This is a genomic window from Achromobacter sp. RT286_PF (assembly GCF_059760425.1).
Genome location: NZ_JCBAMR010000001.1, coordinates 60,181 through 78,050, shown reverse-complemented (window position 1 = coordinate 78,050; position 17,870 = coordinate 60,181). Strand labels below are relative to the sequence as shown.

General features: G+C 64.4%; 17 protein-coding genes. 5 read left to right on the top strand and 12 right to left on the bottom strand.

What is annotated here, in order from left to right; translation table 11 throughout:
• Positions 1–15: 15 nt before the first annotated feature.
• A complete protein-coding gene (locus AC6LJY_RS00340) occupies positions 16–1,071 on the bottom strand; it encodes a cytochrome d ubiquinol oxidase subunit II (protein ID WP_046803495.1) in 1,056 nt (351 codons plus the stop codon).
• Complete coding sequence (locus tag AC6LJY_RS00335) at positions 1,068–2,411, bottom strand: cytochrome ubiquinol oxidase subunit I (protein ID WP_046803496.1); 1,344 nt, start codon at positions 2,409–2,411, stop codon at positions 1,068–1,070. The genes AC6LJY_RS00340 and AC6LJY_RS00335 overlap by 4 nt, the downstream gene beginning before the upstream one ends.
• Before the next feature lie 136 nt (positions 2,412–2,547).
• Here AC6LJY_RS00335 and AC6LJY_RS00330 point away from each other — a divergent pair, with 136 nt between their 5' ends.
• From AC6LJY_RS00330 to minE, 4 genes are all read left to right on the top strand, one after another.
• Complete coding sequence (locus AC6LJY_RS00330) at positions 2,548–4,317, top strand: glutamine--tRNA ligase/YqeY domain fusion protein (RefSeq protein WP_219991765.1); 1,770 nt, start codon at positions 2,548–2,550, stop codon at positions 4,315–4,317.
• Positions 4,318–4,491: 174 nt separating this feature from the next.
• Positions 4,492–5,400 carry a septum site-determining protein MinC gene (gene minC / locus AC6LJY_RS00325; RefSeq protein WP_498135052.1) on the top strand — a complete coding sequence of 303 codons (909 nt, stop codon included), beginning with the start codon at positions 4,492–4,494 and terminating at the stop codon, positions 5,398–5,400.
• Positions 5,401–5,541: 141 nt separating this feature from the next.
• A complete protein-coding gene (gene minD, locus AC6LJY_RS00320; protein WP_006217655.1) occupies positions 5,542–6,357 on the top strand; it encodes a septum site-determining protein MinD in 816 nt (271 codons plus the stop codon).
• Between the two features lie 3 nt (positions 6,358–6,360).
• On the top strand, positions 6,361–6,618 hold the full coding sequence (gene minE, locus AC6LJY_RS00315) for a cell division topological specificity factor MinE (RefSeq protein WP_006217654.1): 258 nt from the start codon (positions 6,361–6,363) through the stop codon (positions 6,616–6,618).
• Between the two features lie 95 nt (positions 6,619–6,713).
• On the opposite strand, the gene AC6LJY_RS00310 is transcribed toward minE, so the two are convergent.
• The 4 genes from AC6LJY_RS00310 to AC6LJY_RS00295 all read right to left on the bottom strand — a co-directional run bounded on the left by AC6LJY_RS00310 (position 6,714) and on the right by AC6LJY_RS00295 (position 10,713).
• Positions 6,714–6,938, bottom strand: a complete 225-nt coding sequence (locus tag AC6LJY_RS00310) for a YMGG-like glycine zipper-containing protein (RefSeq protein WP_039882797.1) — start codon at positions 6,936–6,938, stop codon at positions 6,714–6,716.
• Positions 6,939–7,127: 189 nt separating this feature from the next.
• Positions 7,128–7,661 carry an isochorismatase family protein gene (locus AC6LJY_RS00305; protein ID WP_046803498.1) on the bottom strand — a complete coding sequence of 178 codons (534 nt, stop codon included), beginning with the start codon at positions 7,659–7,661 and terminating at the stop codon, positions 7,128–7,130.
• A gap of 284 nt (positions 7,662–7,945) precedes the next feature.
• Entirely contained in the window at positions 7,946–9,619 is a 1,674-nt protein-coding gene (gene ettA / locus AC6LJY_RS00300; protein ID WP_006217650.1) for an energy-dependent translational throttle protein EttA, read from the bottom strand.
• A gap of 179 nt (positions 9,620–9,798) precedes the next feature.
• On the bottom strand, positions 9,799–10,713 hold the full coding sequence (locus AC6LJY_RS00295) for a DMT family transporter (protein ID WP_498135051.1): 915 nt from the start codon (positions 10,711–10,713) through the stop codon (positions 9,799–9,801).
• Between the two features lie 309 nt (positions 10,714–11,022).
• On the opposite strand from AC6LJY_RS00295, the gene AC6LJY_RS00290 reads away from it, so the two are divergent.
• A complete protein-coding gene (locus AC6LJY_RS00290; protein ID WP_498135050.1) occupies positions 11,023–11,544 on the top strand; it encodes a hypothetical protein in 522 nt (173 codons plus the stop codon).
• A 79-nt stretch (positions 11,545–11,623) separates the two neighbouring features.
• Here the strand turns inward: AC6LJY_RS00290 and AC6LJY_RS00285 are convergent, their stop codons facing one another.
• The 6 genes from AC6LJY_RS00285 to AC6LJY_RS00260 form a co-directional block, all read right to left on the bottom strand.
• Entirely contained in the window at positions 11,624–12,613 is a 990-nt protein-coding gene (locus AC6LJY_RS00285) for an ABC transporter ATP-binding protein (RefSeq protein WP_046803501.1), read from the bottom strand.
• The gene (locus AC6LJY_RS00280) at positions 12,610–13,590 is read right to left on the bottom strand and encodes an ABC transporter ATP-binding protein (RefSeq protein ID WP_314357558.1); all 981 of its coding nucleotides are present in this window, start codon (positions 13,588–13,590) and stop codon (positions 12,610–12,612) included. Before AC6LJY_RS00280 ends, AC6LJY_RS00285 begins: the two co-directional genes overlap by 4 nt.
• A 7-nt stretch (positions 13,591–13,597) precedes the next feature.
• Complete coding sequence (locus AC6LJY_RS00275; RefSeq protein WP_046803503.1) at positions 13,598–14,512, bottom strand: ABC transporter permease; 915 nt, start codon at positions 14,510–14,512, stop codon at positions 13,598–13,600.
• Positions 14,512–15,501, bottom strand: a complete 990-nt coding sequence (locus tag AC6LJY_RS00270; protein WP_104143526.1) for an ABC transporter permease — start codon at positions 15,499–15,501, stop codon at positions 14,512–14,514. Before AC6LJY_RS00270 ends, AC6LJY_RS00275 begins: the two co-directional genes overlap by 1 nt.
• A gap of 64 nt (positions 15,502–15,565) precedes the next feature.
• Positions 15,566–17,137, bottom strand: a complete 1,572-nt coding sequence (locus tag AC6LJY_RS00265; protein WP_046803505.1) for an ABC transporter substrate-binding protein — start codon at positions 17,135–17,137, stop codon at positions 15,566–15,568.
• 212 nt (positions 17,138–17,349) lie between these two features.
• Entirely contained in the window at positions 17,350–17,856 is a 507-nt protein-coding gene (locus AC6LJY_RS00260) for a MarR family winged helix-turn-helix transcriptional regulator (protein WP_046803551.1), read from the bottom strand.
• Positions 17,857–17,870 lie beyond the last annotated feature (14 nt).

Genomic DNA, 17,870 nt, shown 5'->3' with positions numbered 1-17,870 from the left:
CCCGCGCCTCAAGCCTCAATACGACGGCGGCGGCAACAGCGGCACCGGCGGACGTTCTTTGCCGAACACCGACCGGTACGCCAGGATGTTGAACACCAACACCACCGGAATGCCCACGACCGCGCCCGCCATGACCAGGCGCATCGACCCCAGCGCGCCCGCGCCATCCCACAGCGTCATGTCGTCCAGAATCAGGTACGGGAACAGGCTGTAGGCCAAGCCGCTCAACATCAGCAGGAACAGCGCCACGCACAGCACGAAGGGCAACCAGCTGAAGCGGTCGGCGCGGCCGGGCAGGCGCGTCAGCAGCATTTCGGCCGCCACGTAGCCTGCCAGCATCAGCACCCACACCGTGGCGGCCAGGCTCAGGTGCGCGATGTTGCTCCATTTGTAGAAGATGCCGGCATTGGCCAGGCCCAGCGTTACGGCAATGGCCACCATGCCCACCGCCGTCCAGCGGATGGCGTGGCGCGCCCAATAGGCGGCGCGGCGTTGCAAATCGCCGTCCACGCGCATGACCAACCACGATGCACCCAGCAGCACATAGGCGGCTACCGCGCACAGGCCGACGAACATGGCGAACCAGCCGTAGCCCGCATCGGACTGATAGCCCGTGGCGATGCGCCCCAGCAGCATGCCCTGCCCGAACGCCGTGATGAGGGAGCCCGCCCAAAAGCCGAAGATCCAGCGCGGCTTCATTTCGTTGCGCGCGCGGATGCGGAATTCAAACGACACGCTGCGCAGCACCACGCCCAGCACCATGAACGTCAACGGCCCGTACAGCTTGCCCAGCACCGCCCCCCACGCAAACGGGAATGCCGAGGCGAACAGCCCCATGCCCAGCAGCAACCAGAATTCGTTGGCATCGCGCCACGGGCTCAACAGCGACATCATGCGGCCGCGCTCGTGTTCGGGCGCCAGTTGCAGCAGGATGCCCACGCCCAGATCGAAGCCGTCCAGGACCATGCCCGCGGCAATCACCACGAACAACAGGCCCATGAAGGCCAACGGCATCCAGAAAGAAGGGTCTTCGGGGCTGAGCCCCTGCGATGCGGCCAGCATGGCGATCATGGCGAGCCTCCGCCCAATTTACGTACCGGCACCACCCCATAGCGGGCGGCGTGAAACAGCATGCCCGTGAACGCGGCCAGCAGCAGGGCATACAGCAGGCCATAGCCCATCAGCCCGTAGAGCACCGTGCTGGACGGCATCTGCCCCAGCACTTCGGATTGCGTGATGGTGCCGTTCACCACGAAAGGTTGCAGGCCGATGATCGACACCCACCAAGTGGCCACCACGGCGATTCCGCCCGAAAACATCATGCCGCACAGCACGCGCTGCCACCACACGGGCAGCGTCGACGGGTCCAGCCCGCGCCGGAACGTCCACAGGAACGTCACGCACGCCACGGCCAGCATCAACAGCCCCGCCGCCACCGCCACCCGCAGCGACCAGAACGTCAAGGCCACCGGCGGCAACATGCCGGAATACTTGTCCAGGCCCCGGTAGGTGCCGTCGGCGTTGCGATGCAGCCAGCGGCCACCGGCATTGTGAATGGTGATGTCGGACACGTTGGTGTGGGCGCGCGCATCCGGCCAGCCAAACAGCACCAACTGAGGTTCGGCGCCGCTTTCCCAGAAGCCGGCGGCGGCGGCGGCCTTGGCCGGTTGCAGCTTGGCCACCATCTGGCCCGCGCCGGTGGCCACGGGAATTTGAAGGATCGCGGCCAGCACGGCGATGACCAGCGCGGTCTTGAAGGCATTGCGTTCGCCATCGCCCAGCGGACGGCGCAGCGCCTGCAATGCCGTCACGCCCATCATCAGGAACGAGGCAGCCAGCGCCGCGCCCACCGCCACCACGGCCATGCGCCAGCCCAACGACGGGTTCAGCACCACGGCCACCCAGTCGTAGACCTGGTAGCGGCCATCAACCAGGATCGCGCCGTCGGGTGTCTGCATCCATGACTGCAAGGCCAGCACCCAGAACACCGCCACCAACTGGCCCACGGCCACCATCAGCACGGCCAGGGTATGGGCGCCGTCGGACACCCGGCGCTGCCCGAACAACATGACGCCCAGGAAGCAGGATTTCAGGATGAATACCGACAGGATGCCGTAGCCCAGCAGCGGGCCGGCCACGTTGCCGATCTTGTCCATCAGGCCCGCCCACAGGCTGCCTATCTGGATCAGCACGGGCACGCTGGCCGCCAATGTCAGGACGAAAGCCAGCGCAAAAATGCGCACCCAGAACCGATAGGCGGCGGTCCAGCCGGGGCGGCCGGACCAGCGGGCGCGCACTTTAAAAAACAGAAGCACCCAGGCAAGCGCCAGGGAAACCGCCAGGAAAAGCGCCAGAAAGCTCAGGCTGGCCACGAACTGCGCACGGGCCAGGGAAAGGGTGGATATATCCATGATGGCCCGTAGTGTAGAGCCAGTTACAAGGCTGTGGGGACAGTTTGAAACCGGTTGCAGAGGGTTCAAAAAGGCCCCTGTTGCGGAACGTGGCAAAATTGACGCTTTGTCGCCGCTTTTTCCTATTCTTTCAAGAATGACCTCCGCCACGACGCCGACCCCTGCTGCATCCAATTTCCTGCTCAACATCGTCCAGGACGACCTCGAAGCCAACCGCTTCCAGGGCAAACGCTGGGCGGGCAAGCCTGGCCCGGCCGCCGTGCAGGAACAGGGCGACCCGGACCCGGCCCGCATCCGCACGCGCTTTCCGCCGGAGCCCAACGGCTACCTGCACATCGGTCACGCCAAGAGCATCTGCGTGAACTTCGGCTTGGCGCGCGACTTCGGCGGTGTCTGTCATCTGCGCTTTGACGACACCAACCCCGAAAAGGAAGACCAGGAATACGTCGACGCCATCATCGAAGCCGTGCGCTGGCTGGGCTTTGACTGGAAGGCCGCCGATGGCAAGGAAAACCTGTACTTCGCCAGCGACTACTTCGGCTATATGTACGAATTCGCCGAAGCCCTGGTCGAAGCCGGCCATGCCTATGTCGACGAGCAAAGCCCCGAGGAAATCCGCGCCAACCGTGGCACGCTGACCGAGCCGGGCACCGATTCGCCGTGGCGCAACCGCCCCGCCGCTGAATCGATCGCCCTGCTGCGCGAGATGCGCGACGGCAAGCATCCCGACGGCAGCCTGGTGCTGCGCGCCAAGATCAACATGGCTTCGCCCAACATCAATTTGCGCGATCCGGTCATGTACCGCGTGCGCCATGCCACCCACCACCGCACGGGCAACCAGTGGTGCATCTACCCCATGTACAGCTGGGCGCATCCGGTGGAGGACGCGCTGGAAGGCATCACGCACAGCGTCTGCACGCTGGAATTCGAAGATCAGCGTCCGTTCTACGACTGGATCCTGACGCGCCTGGCCGAACTGGGCAAGCTGGCCCAGCCGCTGCCGCACCAATATGAATTCGCCCGCCTGAACCTGAGCTACGTCGTCACCAGCAAGCGCAAGCTGTTGCAACTGGTGCGCGAAGGCCACGTCGACGGCTGGGACGACCCGCGCATGCCGACCATCTTCGGCCTGCGCCGCCGTGGCTACACGCCAGCCTCGATCCGCCTGTTCTGCGACCGCACCGCCGTGTCCAAGTCCGATTCGCGCATTGACTACAGCCTGCTTGAGCAAGCCGTGCGCGACGACCTCGACCCCATCGCGGCCCGCTCGGTGGCCGTGCTAGACCCGATCAAGCTGGTCATCACGAACTACCCCGAAGGCCAGTCCGAGCCCTGCACCGCGCCGCGCAACCCGCACGACCCGGAAGCCGGCGTGCGCGAATTCCCGCTGTCGCGCGAACTGTGGATTGAACGCGACGACTTCCGCGAGGAAGCGCCCAAGAAGTACTTCCGCCTGTTCCCGGGCAACACCGTGCGCCTGAAGTACGGCTACGTCGTGCGCTGCACCGGCTTCACCAAGAACGAAGCCGGCGAAATCGTCGAAGTGCAGGCCGAATACCTGCCCGAGACCAAAAGCGGCACGCCGGGCGCGGACAGCGTCAAGGTCAAGGGCAACATCACCTGGGTCAGCGCGGCCCACGCGGTGCCTGCCCAGATCCACCTGTACGACCGCCTGTTCGCCGATGCGCGTCCCGACGGTGGCGACAAGGACTTCCTGACCTGCCTGAACCCGAACTCCAAACAGACCGTCACGGCCTGGCTGGAACCCGGCACCGTCGCCACGCCAGGCGCCACCTGGCAGTTCGAACGCCTGGGTTATTTCACGGCCGACCTGAAGGAATCCACGCCTGACGCGCCGGTGCTCAACCGCATCGTGACCCTGCGCGATTCCTGGGCGCAAGGCTAAGCCGCCGCGCCACGCCGCCACGCGTGCGTAACACGGAAAAAGGCGCCTTCGGGCGCCTTTTTCTTTCGTCTTCCCCCCTGCGCACCCCACCCCGGCGCGGGTTATCATGCCCGACATCCCGCAGCCGGTTACGCGCGCCGTTTTCTGGCGCCCGGACCGCCAGCCACAATCAAGATGAATACTGAATCGCTAGCCCTGGACTTCAAAAGCGCCACCCTTTATGCCATTCGCGTGGTTCTGCACAGCGCGGACCCCGAACGCCTCGCCGCCGCGCTGGCCAAGCGCATGGCGGATGCCGGCAGCTTTTTTGAAAACGAACCCGTGGTCATCGACGCCAGCCGCGTCGAAGACGCCATCGACTGGCCGGCGCTGGTTGCCGCGCTGCGCGCGCACAACCTGCCCGCCATCGGCGTGGTGGCCGAAGGCGCCAACCTGAAGGCCGCGCGCGACGCCGGCCTGGCACCGGTTGAGCTTTCCACCCCGCCCGCGCGCCCTGCCCCCGTGGTGGACACCGCGCCGCCCAATGATGTGTCGACGCCCGTGCCGTCGGTGCCGGCCGCGGCCGTTGAAACCGCGCCCGTCCCCACGGATACCTCGGCGGCGGACAGCGCAGCCACGGATAACGCAGCCACGGATAGCGCTGCGGCTGACACGCCCGTCAAGCCCACGTCCGCCGAGCCGATGCCCGCGCGCGAAGCCAGCAGCACCACTTCTGCCCCCACCCCCACGCAGGCCGCGCCGCATTCGGCATCGGCGCTGGTCATCACCAAGCCGCTGCGATCGGGCCAGCGCGTGTACGCGCGCCACACGGACCTGGTCGTGATCGGCATGGTCAGCCAGGGTGCCGAAGTCATTGCCGACGGCAACGTGCACGTCTACGGCCCGTTGCGCGGCAAGGCCATGGCGGGCGCGCGCGGCGATACCTCGGCGCGCATTTTCACGACGCATCTGGACGCGGAACTGCTGGCTGTGGCCGGCGTGTACCGCGTGGTGGAAGACAAGCTTGACCGCACGTTGCAAAACCAGCCGGCGCTGGTTCGCCTGGATGGCGACACGCTGCGAATCGAGGCCCTGAAAAGCTGATCGGACGATGGCAAGGCGGCGTGCGCGCACGCCACGCACATCGTCCGGAACCTCAGGTCTCAACACATTCTGTAAGAAGCCTTACATGGGCTTTTTGCTTTACGATAACGCGATTTATTCGAACATAAGGGTTTGATCGTCATGACACGCATTGTTGTGGTGACTTCCGGCAAAGGCGGCGTGGGTAAAACCACGACGAGCGCCAGTTTTTCCGCGGGCCTCGCGATGCGGGGCCACAAGACCGCTGTCATCGACTTCGATGTCGGCCTGCGCAATCTCGACCTCATCATGGGCTGCGAGCGTCGCGTGGTGTACGACTTCGTCAACGTGATTCAGGGCGAAGCCACCCTCAACCAGGCGCTGATCAAGGACAAGCAGCTTGAAAACCTGTTCATCCTGCCCGCCTCGCAAACGCGCGACAAAGACGCGCTGACGCAGGAAGGCGTGGAAAAGGTCATCAACGACCTGAAGGAAATGGGCTTCGAATACATCGTCTGCGACTCGCCGGCCGGTATTGAAACGGGCGCGCTGATGGCCGCTTATTTCGCCGACGACGCATTGGTCGTGACGAACCCGGAAGTCTCGTCGGTACGCGATTCCGATCGCATCCTGGGCATCCTGGCGGCCAAGTCCAAGCGCGCGGTGGACGGCGGTGAACCCGTCAAGGAATTCCTGCTGCTCACGCGCTACAACCCCAAGCGCGTGGTCGACGGCGAGATGCTGTCGCTGGGCGATATCGAAGACATTCTGCGCATCAAGCTGATCGGTGTCATTCCCGAATCGGAAGCCGTGCTGCAAGCCTCCAACCAAGGCCTGCCGGCGATCCACCTGAAAGAGACCGACGTCTCCGAAGCGTACAAGGACGTCGTGGCCCGTTACCTTGGCGAAGACAAGGCCCTGCGCTTTACCGATTACGAAAAGCCCGGTTTCCTGAAACGCCTGTTCGGAGGCAAGTAAGCAATGTCCTTCCTGTCGTTTCTGCTTGGTCAAAAGAAAACTTCCGCGTCCGTCGCCAAGGAACGGTTGCAGATCATCCTGGCCCACGAGCGGGGCCGCGGCGACTCGCCCGACTACCTGCCGCAGCTGCAGCAGGAACTTATCGCCGTGATTTCAAAGTACGTGAAGATCAACCCCGAAGACATCAAGGTGCACCTGGAACGCCAGGACACGCTGGAAGTGTTGGAAGTGAAGATCGAGATGCCGCAGAACGAAACGTGATGCGGCGGTCGCGCCGCTTTGCCGGCGCGAATCGCATCTTGGTCACGGCCAAAAAAAAGCCCGGCATTGCCGGGCTTTTTGCTGCTGGGCAGCGTTTAGTGCTTGCCGACCTGATCGCCGATCACGCCGCCGATCGCCGCTCCACCCACCGTACCCAGGACCCCGCCGTTGGTGATGACGGCGCCTGCGACGCCGCCCAAAGCGGCCCCGCCCACCGTGCTCTTTTGACGATGGCTCATGCCATCCCAGGACGAGCAGCCTGCCATGGCGGCGGTCATTGCGAGTGCGACACAGATTTTGGAAAGAGATGCGATTTTCATGATGAGGCTCCTATTCTTATCCCCGGGGCCGCACCATGGACCTGACGCGAGCGCGCGATCCCCATATGGGTTTAGAAACTTCAGGATCTCAAAATATCCCCGCAAGCGGTGTTAGGTTTGCCCAGGAATTGTGTCAAACAGCGAGAGAATAATTGCGCGCCCCAGGGACGATGTTGCAGGGCGCGTCGGCTATTTGACGAGACGTAACACCTCGCGAAAACGGGGATGTTCGCAAGTTTGCATCCATTCGAATATCGCCATTTCCGATGTGACGATATCCGCGCCATGTGCCCGCGCGCGGCGCAGCGCGGCGTGGTGGTCCGACGGCTTGCGCGAGCCCGCCGCGTCCGACACGAGCACCGCGTGATAGCCCATGTCGGCCAGGCCGATCACGGTTTGCAGCACGCAGATATGCGCCTCGCAACCGGCCACCAGAATGGTCTTGCGCGCGGCCGGCAGCCACGCTTCAAAGCCTGGTTCACGCGTGGAAGAAAAGTGCATCTTCTGAAAAGTGGACTGCACGATGCCGCGCAACGGGTCCACGGTGACGCCCAGCATCTTGCTGTGATGCTCGGTGGCGATGACCGGCACATCAAGCAAGCGCGCGGCCTGTGCGAGCTTGTGCGTGGTGTGCAGCACGGCCTCGTTGTCGTGAATGACGGGCATCAATCGGCCTTGCATGTCGACGATGAGGAACGTGGAATCGGAGGCTTGCAGCAGCATTGGGAATCTCCGGAAAGCCGGCAACGGAATAGAGGGGAACCGCAACGCGGCGCAGCCGAAGCGCGCGCGGGTTGCCTAATGATATAGCGGCGACCCGACCGGACAGGTTCAGCGTCTTGGCGACGGAGCGCCGCCGCTTGTCTTCGGTTCACAGCAAGGCACTGGACGCACGACGCAATTTTGAGTTCATCGCCGCGAAAAAAATCCCGGCGCGGGGGCCGGGATTCTTGGACTGAACAAGCTGATTGCTAATTCAGCACTTACTTCAGCACTTACTTCAGCGCTTACTTCAATGCCTTGTAGCGCAGGCGCTTGGGCTTGGCGCCTTCTTCGCCCAGGCGGCGCTTCTTGTCGGCTTCGTACTCTTGGTAGTTGCCATCGAAGAACACTACTTGCGAATCGCCTTCAAAGGCCAGGATGTGCGTGGCGATGCGGTCCAGGAACCAGCGATCGTGGCTGATGACCATGACGCTGCCGGGGAACTCCAGCAAGGCATCTTCCAGCGCGCGCAGCGTTTCAACGTCAAGGTCGTTGGACGGTTCGTCAAGCAGCAGCACGTTGCCGCCGGCGATCAGCGTCTTGGCCATGTGCAGGCGGCCGCGTTCGCCGCCGGACAGCTGGCCCACGACCTTGTTCTGGTCGCCGCCCTTGAAGTTGAAGCGGCCCAGGTAGGCGCGCGACGACATTTCGAACTTGCCCACGGTCAGGATGTCGGCGCCATCGGCCACCGCATCGAACACCGTCTTTTTGTCTTCCAGCGCATCGCGCGACTGGTCCACGTAGGCCAGCTTGACGGTTTGGCCGATGGTGACTTCGCCCGAATCCGGTTGCTCGCGGCCCGCGATCATGCGGAACAGCGTGGACTTACCCGCGCCGTTGGCGCCGATGATGCCGACGATGGCGCCGGGCGGGATCTTGAAGCTCAGGTTATCGATCAACAGGCGATCGCCATACGCCTTGCTGACGTTGTTGAATTCGATGACCTCGTTGCCCAGGCGCTCGCCCACGGGAATGAAGATTTCCTGGGTTTCGTTGCGCTTCTGGTATTCGTAGGACGACAGTTCTTCGAAGCGGGCCAGGCGAGCCTTGGCCTTGGCCTGACGGCCCTTCGGGTTCTGGCGCACCCATTCCAGTTCTTTCTTGATGGTCTTCTGGCGGGCAGATTCCGAGGACTCTTCCTGCTTCAGGCGGTCTTCTTTTTGCTCAAGCCACGAGCTGTAGTTGCCCTTCCAGGGGATGCCGTAGCCGCGATCCAGTTCCAGGATCCATTCGGCGGCGTTGTCCAGGAAGTAGCGATCGTGGGTCACGCCGACGACGGTGCCGGGGAACTTGTGCAGGAATTGCTCCAGCCATTCCACGCTTTCGGCGTCCAAGTGGTTGGTGGGTTCGTCCAGCAGCAGCATGTCGGGCTTGGACAGCAGCAGGCGGCACAAGGCCACGCGGCGCTTTTCACCACCGGACAGGTTGCCGACGATGGCGTCCCAGGGCGGCAGGCGCAAGGCGTCGGCGGCGATTTCCATCTGGTGTTCGATGTCGTCCGAACCGCTGGAGGCGGCGGCGGCGATGATGGCTTCGAGGTCGGCTTGTTCAGCGGCCAGCGCGTCGAAGTCGGCGTCCGGCTCGGCGTAGGCGGCGTAGACCTCGTCCAGGCGCTTCTTGGCGGTGACGACGGCGCCCAGGCCCTCTTCGACCGATTGGCGCACCGTGTGCTCGGGGTTCAGTTGCGGTTCCTGCGGCAGATAGCCGATGTTCAGGCCCGGCATGGGAATGGCTTCGCCTTCGATCTCTTTATCGACGCCCGCCATGATCTTCAGCAGCGTCGACTTGCCCGAGCCGTTCAGGCCCAGCACGCCGATCTTGGCGCCAGGAAAAAACGAAAGCGAGATGTCACGCAGGATCTGCCGCTTGGGCGGCACGATCTTGCCGACGCGGTTCATGGTGTAGACGTATTGGGCCATGGGCTCGTATAGGGAAAGAAAGCTGATGAACCGTCGATTGTAGGCCGGAACCCTGACAGGCGTGCGTCAGGAGCGGAACGTCGGGGTTACCCCCCGTTCTCCGCTCCGGCTCTCCGTCCCTGTCACTGCCCAAGTCGCTGCTCGGGTCACTGCCCCTTCGTCGCCCCTTCGTCGCCCCTCTACCCTCGCCGTGCCCCCAGGCGCGGGGTACGCATCTGCGCCAGCATGACCCCGGCCAGCGCCAGCACGCCGCCCACGATATGGAACAGATGCGGCTTTTCGTCCAGGAACACCGAAGCGATGGCCACCGTGCCCACCGGCATCAGGTTCAGGAAAATGCTGGCCCGGTTCGGGCCCAGGTGCTTGACCCCCTGCATCCACAGGAAAGGCGCAAACAGGGACGGAAATATCGCGGCGTACAGCACCAGGGGCACGTTGTCGGCATTCAGCGGCGACGGCGCGGCCATCAGGAATGCCGGCAACTGGAACAGCACCCCAAAACCAATCTGCACGTACAGCGACACCCACGGGCCCACCGGCAAGCCCCAGCGACGCAGCAGCACGCCATACAGCGCATAGGCCAGCGCGGCCATGCCCATCAGCAGGTCACCCGGGTTGGCGCCCACGGACAGCAGCCGCGCGGGGTCGCCTTCGCCGATCAGCAGGGCCAGGCCGGCCAGCGACACCACGCCGCCCAGCATTGCCATCAGCGTGGGCCGCTGGCGCAGCACCACCGTACCCACCGCGATGGTCAAGAGCGGGATCATGGCGGTGATGATGCCCATATTGGTGGCGGTGGTGCTGGACGCGGCCACATAGGCCAGGCCTTGGTACAGCGCCATGCCCAAACCGCCCAGCACCGCGAACTTGGGCAGGTACGGCAGGATCAGGCGGCGTTGCGTCCACACGCCTCGCAATGCGAACGGCGTCAGCACGGCGCCGGCCAGCGCCCAGCGGTAAAAGCCGATGACGGCGGGCGAAATCACGCCGGCGGCCATCTTCGTGACGATCATGTTGACGGACCAGATCAGGGCAGCCAACAGCGGAAACAGCAGGTAGCGGGCGGGAACGGCGGAAGGGTCGGATCGCGACATGGATGGGTGATGCGAAAGAGGAATATAAGAACAGGGCGCAAGTGTAGGGCCTGTCCGAATGACGGTGTGCCGTTGCCGCGGTACGCCATCGGGATACGGCCGCGGGTCGGGCATTGCCGGTGGAACAAAGGCTGAAAGCAGGACGCCGGCAAGGACATTGAGCCGCCGGCCCGCGCGGGCCTGACAGCCTTGTAACGCCGCGTCATCCAAGCGCCTGATGCAAGGCAGCGCCGATCGCGCGACAATAGCGCCTGACTTTACGTATCTTGCCGTGCCGTCGCGGCTTCATCGCGCCCAGGAACCCTCTTCATGTCCGCCTCAGCCACTCCCCCAGCCTCCGTCACCCACTTCAGCACGTCCGAGCTGGACATGCTGGCCAAGACCGCCGACGCCCTCAGCGCGTATCTGGGCAAGCCGGTGCTGGCCGAAGTCATCCTGGGCGACGAAGGCACCGAGTGGGTCACCTATGGCGTGCCGATGGACGAAGGCGCGGAAGCGGACGAAGAGCAGACTCACGTCCAGATGGGCGGCGCGGGCTCGCGCCTGCTGGGCAATCGCGGCGGCCTGCCGCATGCCGATGACGACACCTACGACTGCCTGTACCTGTGGGCCGTGCAGATTTCGCTGAACGAAGGCGAACGCTTCATCAAGCTGGATCACGACGGCGAAGAATCCGCGTGGTCCGACAACCTGGAAGACGTCCTGCCCTTTGCGCTGACCGAGGAACCGCAAGCGGACCCGAGCACGGACGACGCAGAGGATGAAGACGAGGACGAGGACGATGAGGACGACGACACGCCGTACGACTCGGTCCACGAACCCCGCCACTGATACCCGGCGGGGTCGGGTCCGGCCCGTGACGGCTTGGGCGCCATTGCAGCGCGCCCTTATCGTTCGGGCGCATCCTTCCTCAGGCGCGCCCTTCCTCTACCGCATGGCAGGCCACCACGGAAACCCCAGTCAACATGGCAACCGGCGCTTCGGCCCGGCAGCGGTCATTGGCGTGCGGGCAGCGCGGATGAAACGTGCACCCTGATGGCGGGTTCAGCGGATTGGGCACCTCGCCGGCCACCGCCGTGCGCGGCTTGCCCGCCCCGTTGATGTCCGGAATCGCCTCAAGCAGCATCCGCGTGTACGGATGCCTGGGCCGCGCAAAGAGTTCATCGCGTGGCGCCACTTCCACCATGCGGCCCAGGTACATCACACCCACCCGGTCGGCCACATGGTGCACCACCGCCAGGTTGTGCGAAATGAACAGATAGGTCAGCCCCAGCTTGCGTTGCAGGTCCTTCATCAGGTTCAACACCTGCGCCTGCACCGATACGTCAAGCGCCGATGTCGGTTCGTCGCACACCAGGAATTCCGGGTTCACCGCCAGCGCCCGCGCAATCGAGATGCGTTGACGCTGCCCGCCCGAAAACTGATGCGGATAACGCCCCTGATCAGCCGGGTCCAGCCCCACCTGCAACAGCAATTCACTGACGCGCGCCACACGTTCGGCGGGCGTCATGGTGGTGTGCGTCAGCATGGGTTCGGCGATGATGCGGCCCACGCGCCAACGCGGGTTCAGGCTGGCGTACGGGTCCTGAAAAATCATCTGCAAGCGCTTGCGCAGATTGCGGCCGCCCTTCTCCGACATGCGTGACAGCGGCTGGCCGTCGAAACGGATGTCGCCACGCGTCAGTCCGTACAAGCCCACCAGCATGCGCGCGACCGTGGATTTTCCACAGCCCGATTCGCCCACCAGCGCCAGCGTTTCACCGCGCGCAATGTCGAACGACACACCGTCGACGGCGCGCAGCATCACACGCGGCTTGCCCGCCAGCTTGCGTTCCAGCCACGGCGGCGACACGTCGAACCAGCGCGCGGCATCCTTTACTTCCACCAAGGGCGCGTTCATGCGGCCACCATCGCTTTGTCGTCATGCAACCAACAGGCCGCGCGGGACGTGCCCGCCGGCAGTAATTCGGGGCGCTCGGTCGCGCAGCGCGGCAGGCGCTGGCCGCAACGCGGATTAAACGCGCAGCCCGACGGAATGGCGTTCAGGCGCGGCATGCTGCCGTCGATCTGCACCAGCCGTTCCGTGTGCCCGTCCATTGACGGGATGGACCCCATCAACCCCGCCGTATAGGGATGGCGCGGCTTGTGGATCACGTCGGCCACCGGCCCGATCTCGGCCACGCGGCCCGCGTACATCACCGCCACGCGGTCGGCGGTTTCGGCGATGACGCCCATGTCGTGCGTGATCAGCATGACCGCCGTGCCGTGGTCGCGGCACAGGCGTTTCAGCAGTTCGATGATCTGCGCCTGGATGGACACATCCAGCGCCGTGGTGGGCTCATCGGCCACCACCAGCTTGGGCTCGGCCGCCAGCGCCAGCGCGATGACCACGCGTTGCCGCATGCCGCCCGAGAACTGATGCGGATAGTGGTCGATGCGTTCGCGCGCGGCCGGGATGCCGGTGGACGCCAGCAATTCCACCGCGCGGTTGCGCGCCTGCGACCACGTCATGTCCAGATGCGTGACGATGGTTTCGGCCAACTGCCGGCCCACCGTGTACAGCGGGTTCAGCGACGTCAAGGGGTCCTGGAACACCGCGCCGATTTCGCGGCCGCGCACGCGGCGCATCTGCTCGTCGGGCAGGTTGTCGATGCGGCGGCCCGCCAGCAGGATTTCGCCCGCCGCGATACGGCCCGGCGGTTCCAGCAGGCCGATGATGGAGGCGCCGGTCAGCGATTTGCCGGCTCCCGATTCGCCCACCACGCCCAGCACTTCGCCGGCCTGGATGGAAAAGGACACGTCGTCCAGGGCGCGTAGCGTGCCGCGGCGCGTGGGAAATTCCACGCGCAGATTGCGGACTTCCAGAAGTGCGCTCATGGTTACCTCAATTCAGCCGCGGGTTGAGCGCATCGCGCAGCCAGTCACCCAGCAGGTTGACCGACAGCACCAGCAGCACCAGCGCCGCGCCCGGGAAAATGGTGATCCACCATTCGCCGGAAAACAGGAAATCGTTGCCGATGCGGATCAGCGTGCCCAGCGACGGCGCGGTCGGCGGCACGCCCACCCCCAGGAACGACAAGGTCGCCTCGGTGATGATGGCGGTGGCCAGGTGCACCGTGGCCAGCACCAGCACCGGCCCCAGCACATTGGGCAACACGTGGCGGAACATGATGACGGGCGAGGCCACGCCGATCACGCGCGCCGCCTGCACGTATTCGCGGTTTTTCTCCACCAGCGTGGACCCGCGCACCGTGCGTGCGTACTGCGGCCAGCCGGCCAGCGCGATGGCGCCGATCAGCACGGGGAACGCGATCAGCTCGTGCATCTCGCGCGGCACGGCGGCACGCGCCACGCCATCGATCAACAGCGCGATCAGAATCGCCGGGAACGACAGCTGCACGTCGGCCACCCGCATGATGAACGCATCGATGCGCCCACCCGCATAGCCAGAAATCAGCCCCAGCACGATACCGATCAACATCGACAGCAGCACCGACGCCAGCCCGATCAGCAGCGACACGCGCGTGCCGTAGAGGATGGCGGAATACAGGTCGCGGCCCTGGCTATCCGTGCCCAGCAGGTAGGTGGCCTGGCCGTTGGCTTCCCAGGCGGGCGGCAGCAAGGCGTCCAGCAGTTCTACCGTAGTCAGATCGAACGGGTTGTGCGGCGCGACCCAGCCGGCGCCGAACGAGCCGATCAGCAGCGTCACCAGCAACAGGGTCGCGATGATGGCCACGGGCGCGCGGCGCCAGGCCCAGGCAATGTCGCTGTCCCACCAGCGTTTGAGTGCGGCGCGCATCAGTGAGCCCCCCCGGCGCGAGTCATCCCGGAACGCAAGCGCGGGTCGACGACGAAATAAAGCAGATCGACCACCAGGTTGATCACCACGAACACCAGCGCGATCAGGCACAGGTACGCGGCCATGACCGGCACGTCGGCAAATTGCACCGCCTGGATGAACAGCAGGCCCATGCCCGGCCACTGGAATACGGTTTCCGTGACGATGGCAAACGCGATGATGCCGCCCAGTTGCAAGCCGGTGATGGTGATGACGGGCACCATCGTGTTCTTCAGCGCGTGGCCAAAGTGAATGGCGCGGCGCTTCAGCCCCCGTGCGCGGGCGAACTTGATGTAGTCCGACCGCAGCACTTCCAGCATTTCAGAACGCACCAGGCGCAGCACCAACGTCATCTGGAACAACGACAAGGTGATGGACGGCAGGATCAGGTGCTTCCAGCCGGTGGCGGTGAACAGCCCCGACGTCCACCAGCCTACGGCGACGGTATCGCCCCGCCCGTAGCTGGGCAGCCAGCCCAGCTGCACCGAGAACACCAGGATCAGCAGGATGCCGATCAGGAAGGTGGGCAGCGACACGCCCAGCAAGGAACCGGCCAGCAGCAGCTGCGAAACCAGGCTGTTGCGCTTGAGCGCGGTGTACACGCCCAGCGGCACGCCCACCACCAGCGCCAGCAAGGCGGCCACCATGGACAGCTCCAGCGTGGCCGGCAGGCGGGACTTGAGCAAAGTGGAAACGGGTTCGCTCTGGCGCAGCGAAATGCCGAAATTGCCCTGCGCGGCGTTGGCCACGAAATGGCCGAATTGAACGATGGCGGGCTCGTTCAGGCCCAGGCGTTCACGCAGTTCGATGCGCTCGGCATCGGTGGCGTCCTGCCCCAGCATGATGGTGACAGGGTCGCCGACGTATTGGAAAAGCACAAAGGCCAGTAGCGCGACGGTGAGCATCACCGCTACGGCCTGCAACAGGCGGCGCAGTATGAAAGCAAACATAGGGGAACAACCAAAAACAGACGGCGCGCGCCGGGTGGGCGCCGCGCCGTCTGGTTAGCCGGGATCAGTCAACCTTGACCCAGTCGGCAACAAGGCGATTATCGGCACGGTGGATAACCGTGACGTTCTTGCGCATCGCCCAGGGGATGACCTGGTCATGCAGCGGGATGTGGCCGAAGTCCTTGGCGTGCCCTTGCAGCACGGTGATGATGTCGGCGTCGCGCTTGGCGGGATCGGTCTCGGTCTTGATGCGGTCGATGATGACGTCAAGTTCCTTGTTGCTGTAGCCGCCCAGGTTGTACATGCCGTCCGCGCCCTCGCCCTTGGTGCGGATCAGGTTCTGCAACGAGTACATGGCGTCGAACGTGGGCACGCCCCAGCCGAACAGGTAGGCGCTGGTGTCGAACGACTGCACCTTGGGGAAGTACGTGGAACGCGGCATGGCGTTCATCGTGGCCTTCACACCCACCTTGGCCCACATACCGACCACGGCCTGGCAGATGGCTTCGTCGTTGATGTAGCGGTTGTTGGGGCAGTCCAGCGTGAAGTTCAAGGTGCCGTCGTAGCCGGCTTCCTTGAGCAACGCGCGCGACTTTTCGGGGTCGTAGGGCACGCGCTTGTGCACCGATTCCGCCCAGCCATGCACCTGCGGCGCGATCATCGTGCCGGTGGGCGCGGACAGGCCGCGCATCACGGCGCGCTTGATGGCGTCCACGTCGATGGCGCGGTACAGCGCTTCGCGCACGCGGATGTCCTGGAACGGGTTCTTGCCCTTGATGTTCGAGTACTGCAATTCCGGACGCTTCTGGTCCAGGCCCAGGTAAATGGTGCGGTATTCGTTGCCTTCGACCACCTTCTGCGCCTGGCGCAAGCGCTCCAGATCCTGCGCGGCGGGGTCCAGCACGAAGTCGATTTCGCCGGACAGCAACGCGGCGGTGCGCGTGGCGTTCTGCTTGATGGGCGTAAACACCACCTCGGTCACGTTGCCGACCTTGCCGGCCTTGTTCCACCAGTCCTTGTTTTCTTCAAAGACGGTGCGCACGTCCACTTCGCGCGTCTTCAGCTTGTAGGGGCCGGTGCCGTTGGTGTTGCGCGCGCCAAAGGTTTCTTCTTTGTTGACGTAGTCCTGCGGCTTGGCGATGTTGTTCTTTTCGGACCAGGCCTTGTTCATGATGAACACGTTGGTCAGCTGGCGCAGCAGCACCGGGTTGGGCGCCGACGTTTCGATCTCGATGGTCAGGTCGTCGATCTTGCGCGCTTCCTTGATGCCGGTCGTGTAGGCCTTGTAGTTCGACGTGGGGGCCATGGCGCGGTGAATCGAGAACACCGCGTCGTCGGCGGTGAAGGCCGCGCCGTCATGGAACTTCACCCCGGGGCGCAGCTTGAAGCGATACAGCGTCGGCGACACCTGTTCCCATTCCGTGGCCAGGCGCGGCACCACCTTGAACGTCTTGTCGTAGTCCACCAGCGGCTCGTAGATGTAGCTGTTGGCGGCGATCGTCATGCCCTCGTTTTGCGAGTGCGGGTCGAACGTAAGGATGTCGCCTTGGGCGGCCCAACGGAAAGTCTTGGCCTGCCCGATCGAGGGCACAGCCACGGCGGCGGCGATCGCGATAGCAATCAAAGTGCGGCGCATAGGGGTTAACTCCTGACATTAGTCTGAATACCGGCGCCGAGTGTGCCTACGCGTAAGACCCCAGTCAATTCAGGGTTTATGCGTACCGTGGCCCCTTTTCACTGAGGGGGATCTATTAAGGGACGTATAAGCATGTAACAAAATTGTTGGGTCGAACAATGTTCGAGTGCGCGGATGCAACGTCCGCCATCACCGCCCCAATCACCGCGCACTTATTCCTCGGCGTCGATCGGCAGTTCCAGCGGCACGTGCTCGGTCATCAACACTTCCAGCATGTCGATCAGCAGCGCCGCCTTTTCTTCACCAAACGGCGCCAGCACGGCTTTTTGATGTTGCAACGCCTGTTCGCACAGGCCCGCGATCAGGTGGGTGCCCTTGGTGGTGATGCACACGCGCGTCTGGCGGCGGTCGGCCCGCACGCCGGTGCGCGCCACCAACCCCTCGGCCTCCATCCGCTGCACCACCTTGCTCAGCGTGGGTTGCTTGGTGATGGCCAGCACGGCCAGGGTGCCGATGGTTTCGCCGGGGCTGCCTTCCAGGCTGGCCAGCACCCGCCATTCCGTCACCGATAGCCCGGCCGCCTTGACCTGCATATGGAATTCGGCCGAGATGCGCTGGCTGGCCTGCGCCAGCAGGTATGCCAGATAGCCGTCAACGAAACGCGGCCCTGAAGTGCCGCGCCCCGTCAGTTGTGTGTCCCGCTGCTTGTCCAACCGCATGTTGCTTTGCTCCC

What these genes read in the sequence shown, in the direction of transcription:
- AC6LJY_RS00270 (WP_104143526.1), bottom strand. Translation starts at nt 15,501, where the DNA reads ATGTTTGCTTTCATACTGCGCCGCCTGTTGCAGGCCGTAGCGGTGATG.
- minC (WP_498135052.1), top strand. Translation starts at nt 4,492, where the DNA reads ATGAATACTGAATCGCTAGCCCTGGACTTCAAAAGCGCCACCCTTTAT.
- AC6LJY_RS00295 (WP_498135051.1), bottom strand. Translation starts at nt 10,713, where the DNA reads ATGTCGCGATCCGACCCTTCCGCCGTTCCCGCCCGCTACCTGCTGTTT.
- AC6LJY_RS00335 (WP_046803496.1), bottom strand. Translation starts at nt 2,411, where the DNA reads ATGGATATATCCACCCTTTCCCTGGCCCGTGCGCAGTTCGTGGCCAGC.
- AC6LJY_RS00265 (WP_046803505.1), bottom strand. Translation starts at nt 17,137, where the DNA reads ATGCGCCGCACTTTGATTGCTATCGCGATCGCCGCCGCCGTGGCTGTG.
- AC6LJY_RS00275 (WP_046803503.1), bottom strand. Translation starts at nt 14,512, where the DNA reads ATGCGCGCCGCACTCAAACGCTGGTGGGACAGCGACATTGCCTGGGCC.
- AC6LJY_RS00330 (WP_219991765.1), top strand. Translation starts at nt 2,548, where the DNA reads ATGACCTCCGCCACGACGCCGACCCCTGCTGCATCCAATTTCCTGCTC.
- AC6LJY_RS00280 (WP_314357558.1), bottom strand. Translation starts at nt 13,590, where the DNA reads ATGAGCGCACTTCTGGAAGTCCGCAATCTGCGCGTGGAATTTCCCACG.
- minE (WP_006217654.1), top strand. Translation starts at nt 6,361, where the DNA reads ATGTCCTTCCTGTCGTTTCTGCTTGGTCAAAAGAAAACTTCCGCGTCC.
- AC6LJY_RS00340 (WP_046803495.1), bottom strand. Translation starts at nt 1,071, where the DNA reads ATGATCGCCATGCTGGCCGCATCGCAGGGGCTCAGCCCCGAAGACCCT.
- AC6LJY_RS00290 (WP_498135050.1), top strand. Translation starts at nt 11,023, where the DNA reads ATGTCCGCCTCAGCCACTCCCCCAGCCTCCGTCACCCACTTCAGCACG.
- minD (WP_006217655.1), top strand. Translation starts at nt 5,542, where the DNA reads ATGACACGCATTGTTGTGGTGACTTCCGGCAAAGGCGGCGTGGGTAAA.
- AC6LJY_RS00260 (WP_046803551.1), bottom strand. Translation starts at nt 17,856, where the DNA reads ATGCGGTTGGACAAGCAGCGGGACACACAACTGACGGGGCGCGGCACT.
- AC6LJY_RS00285 (WP_046803501.1), bottom strand. Translation starts at nt 12,613, where the DNA reads ATGAACGCGCCCTTGGTGGAAGTAAAGGATGCCGCGCGCTGGTTCGAC.
- ettA (WP_006217650.1), bottom strand. Translation starts at nt 9,619, where the DNA reads ATGGCCCAATACGTCTACACCATGAACCGCGTCGGCAAGATCGTGCCG.
- AC6LJY_RS00310 (WP_039882797.1), bottom strand. Translation starts at nt 6,938, where the DNA reads ATGAAAATCGCATCTCTTTCCAAAATCTGTGTCGCACTCGCAATGACC.
- AC6LJY_RS00305 (WP_046803498.1), bottom strand. Translation starts at nt 7,661, where the DNA reads ATGCTGCTGCAAGCCTCCGATTCCACGTTCCTCATCGTCGACATGCAA.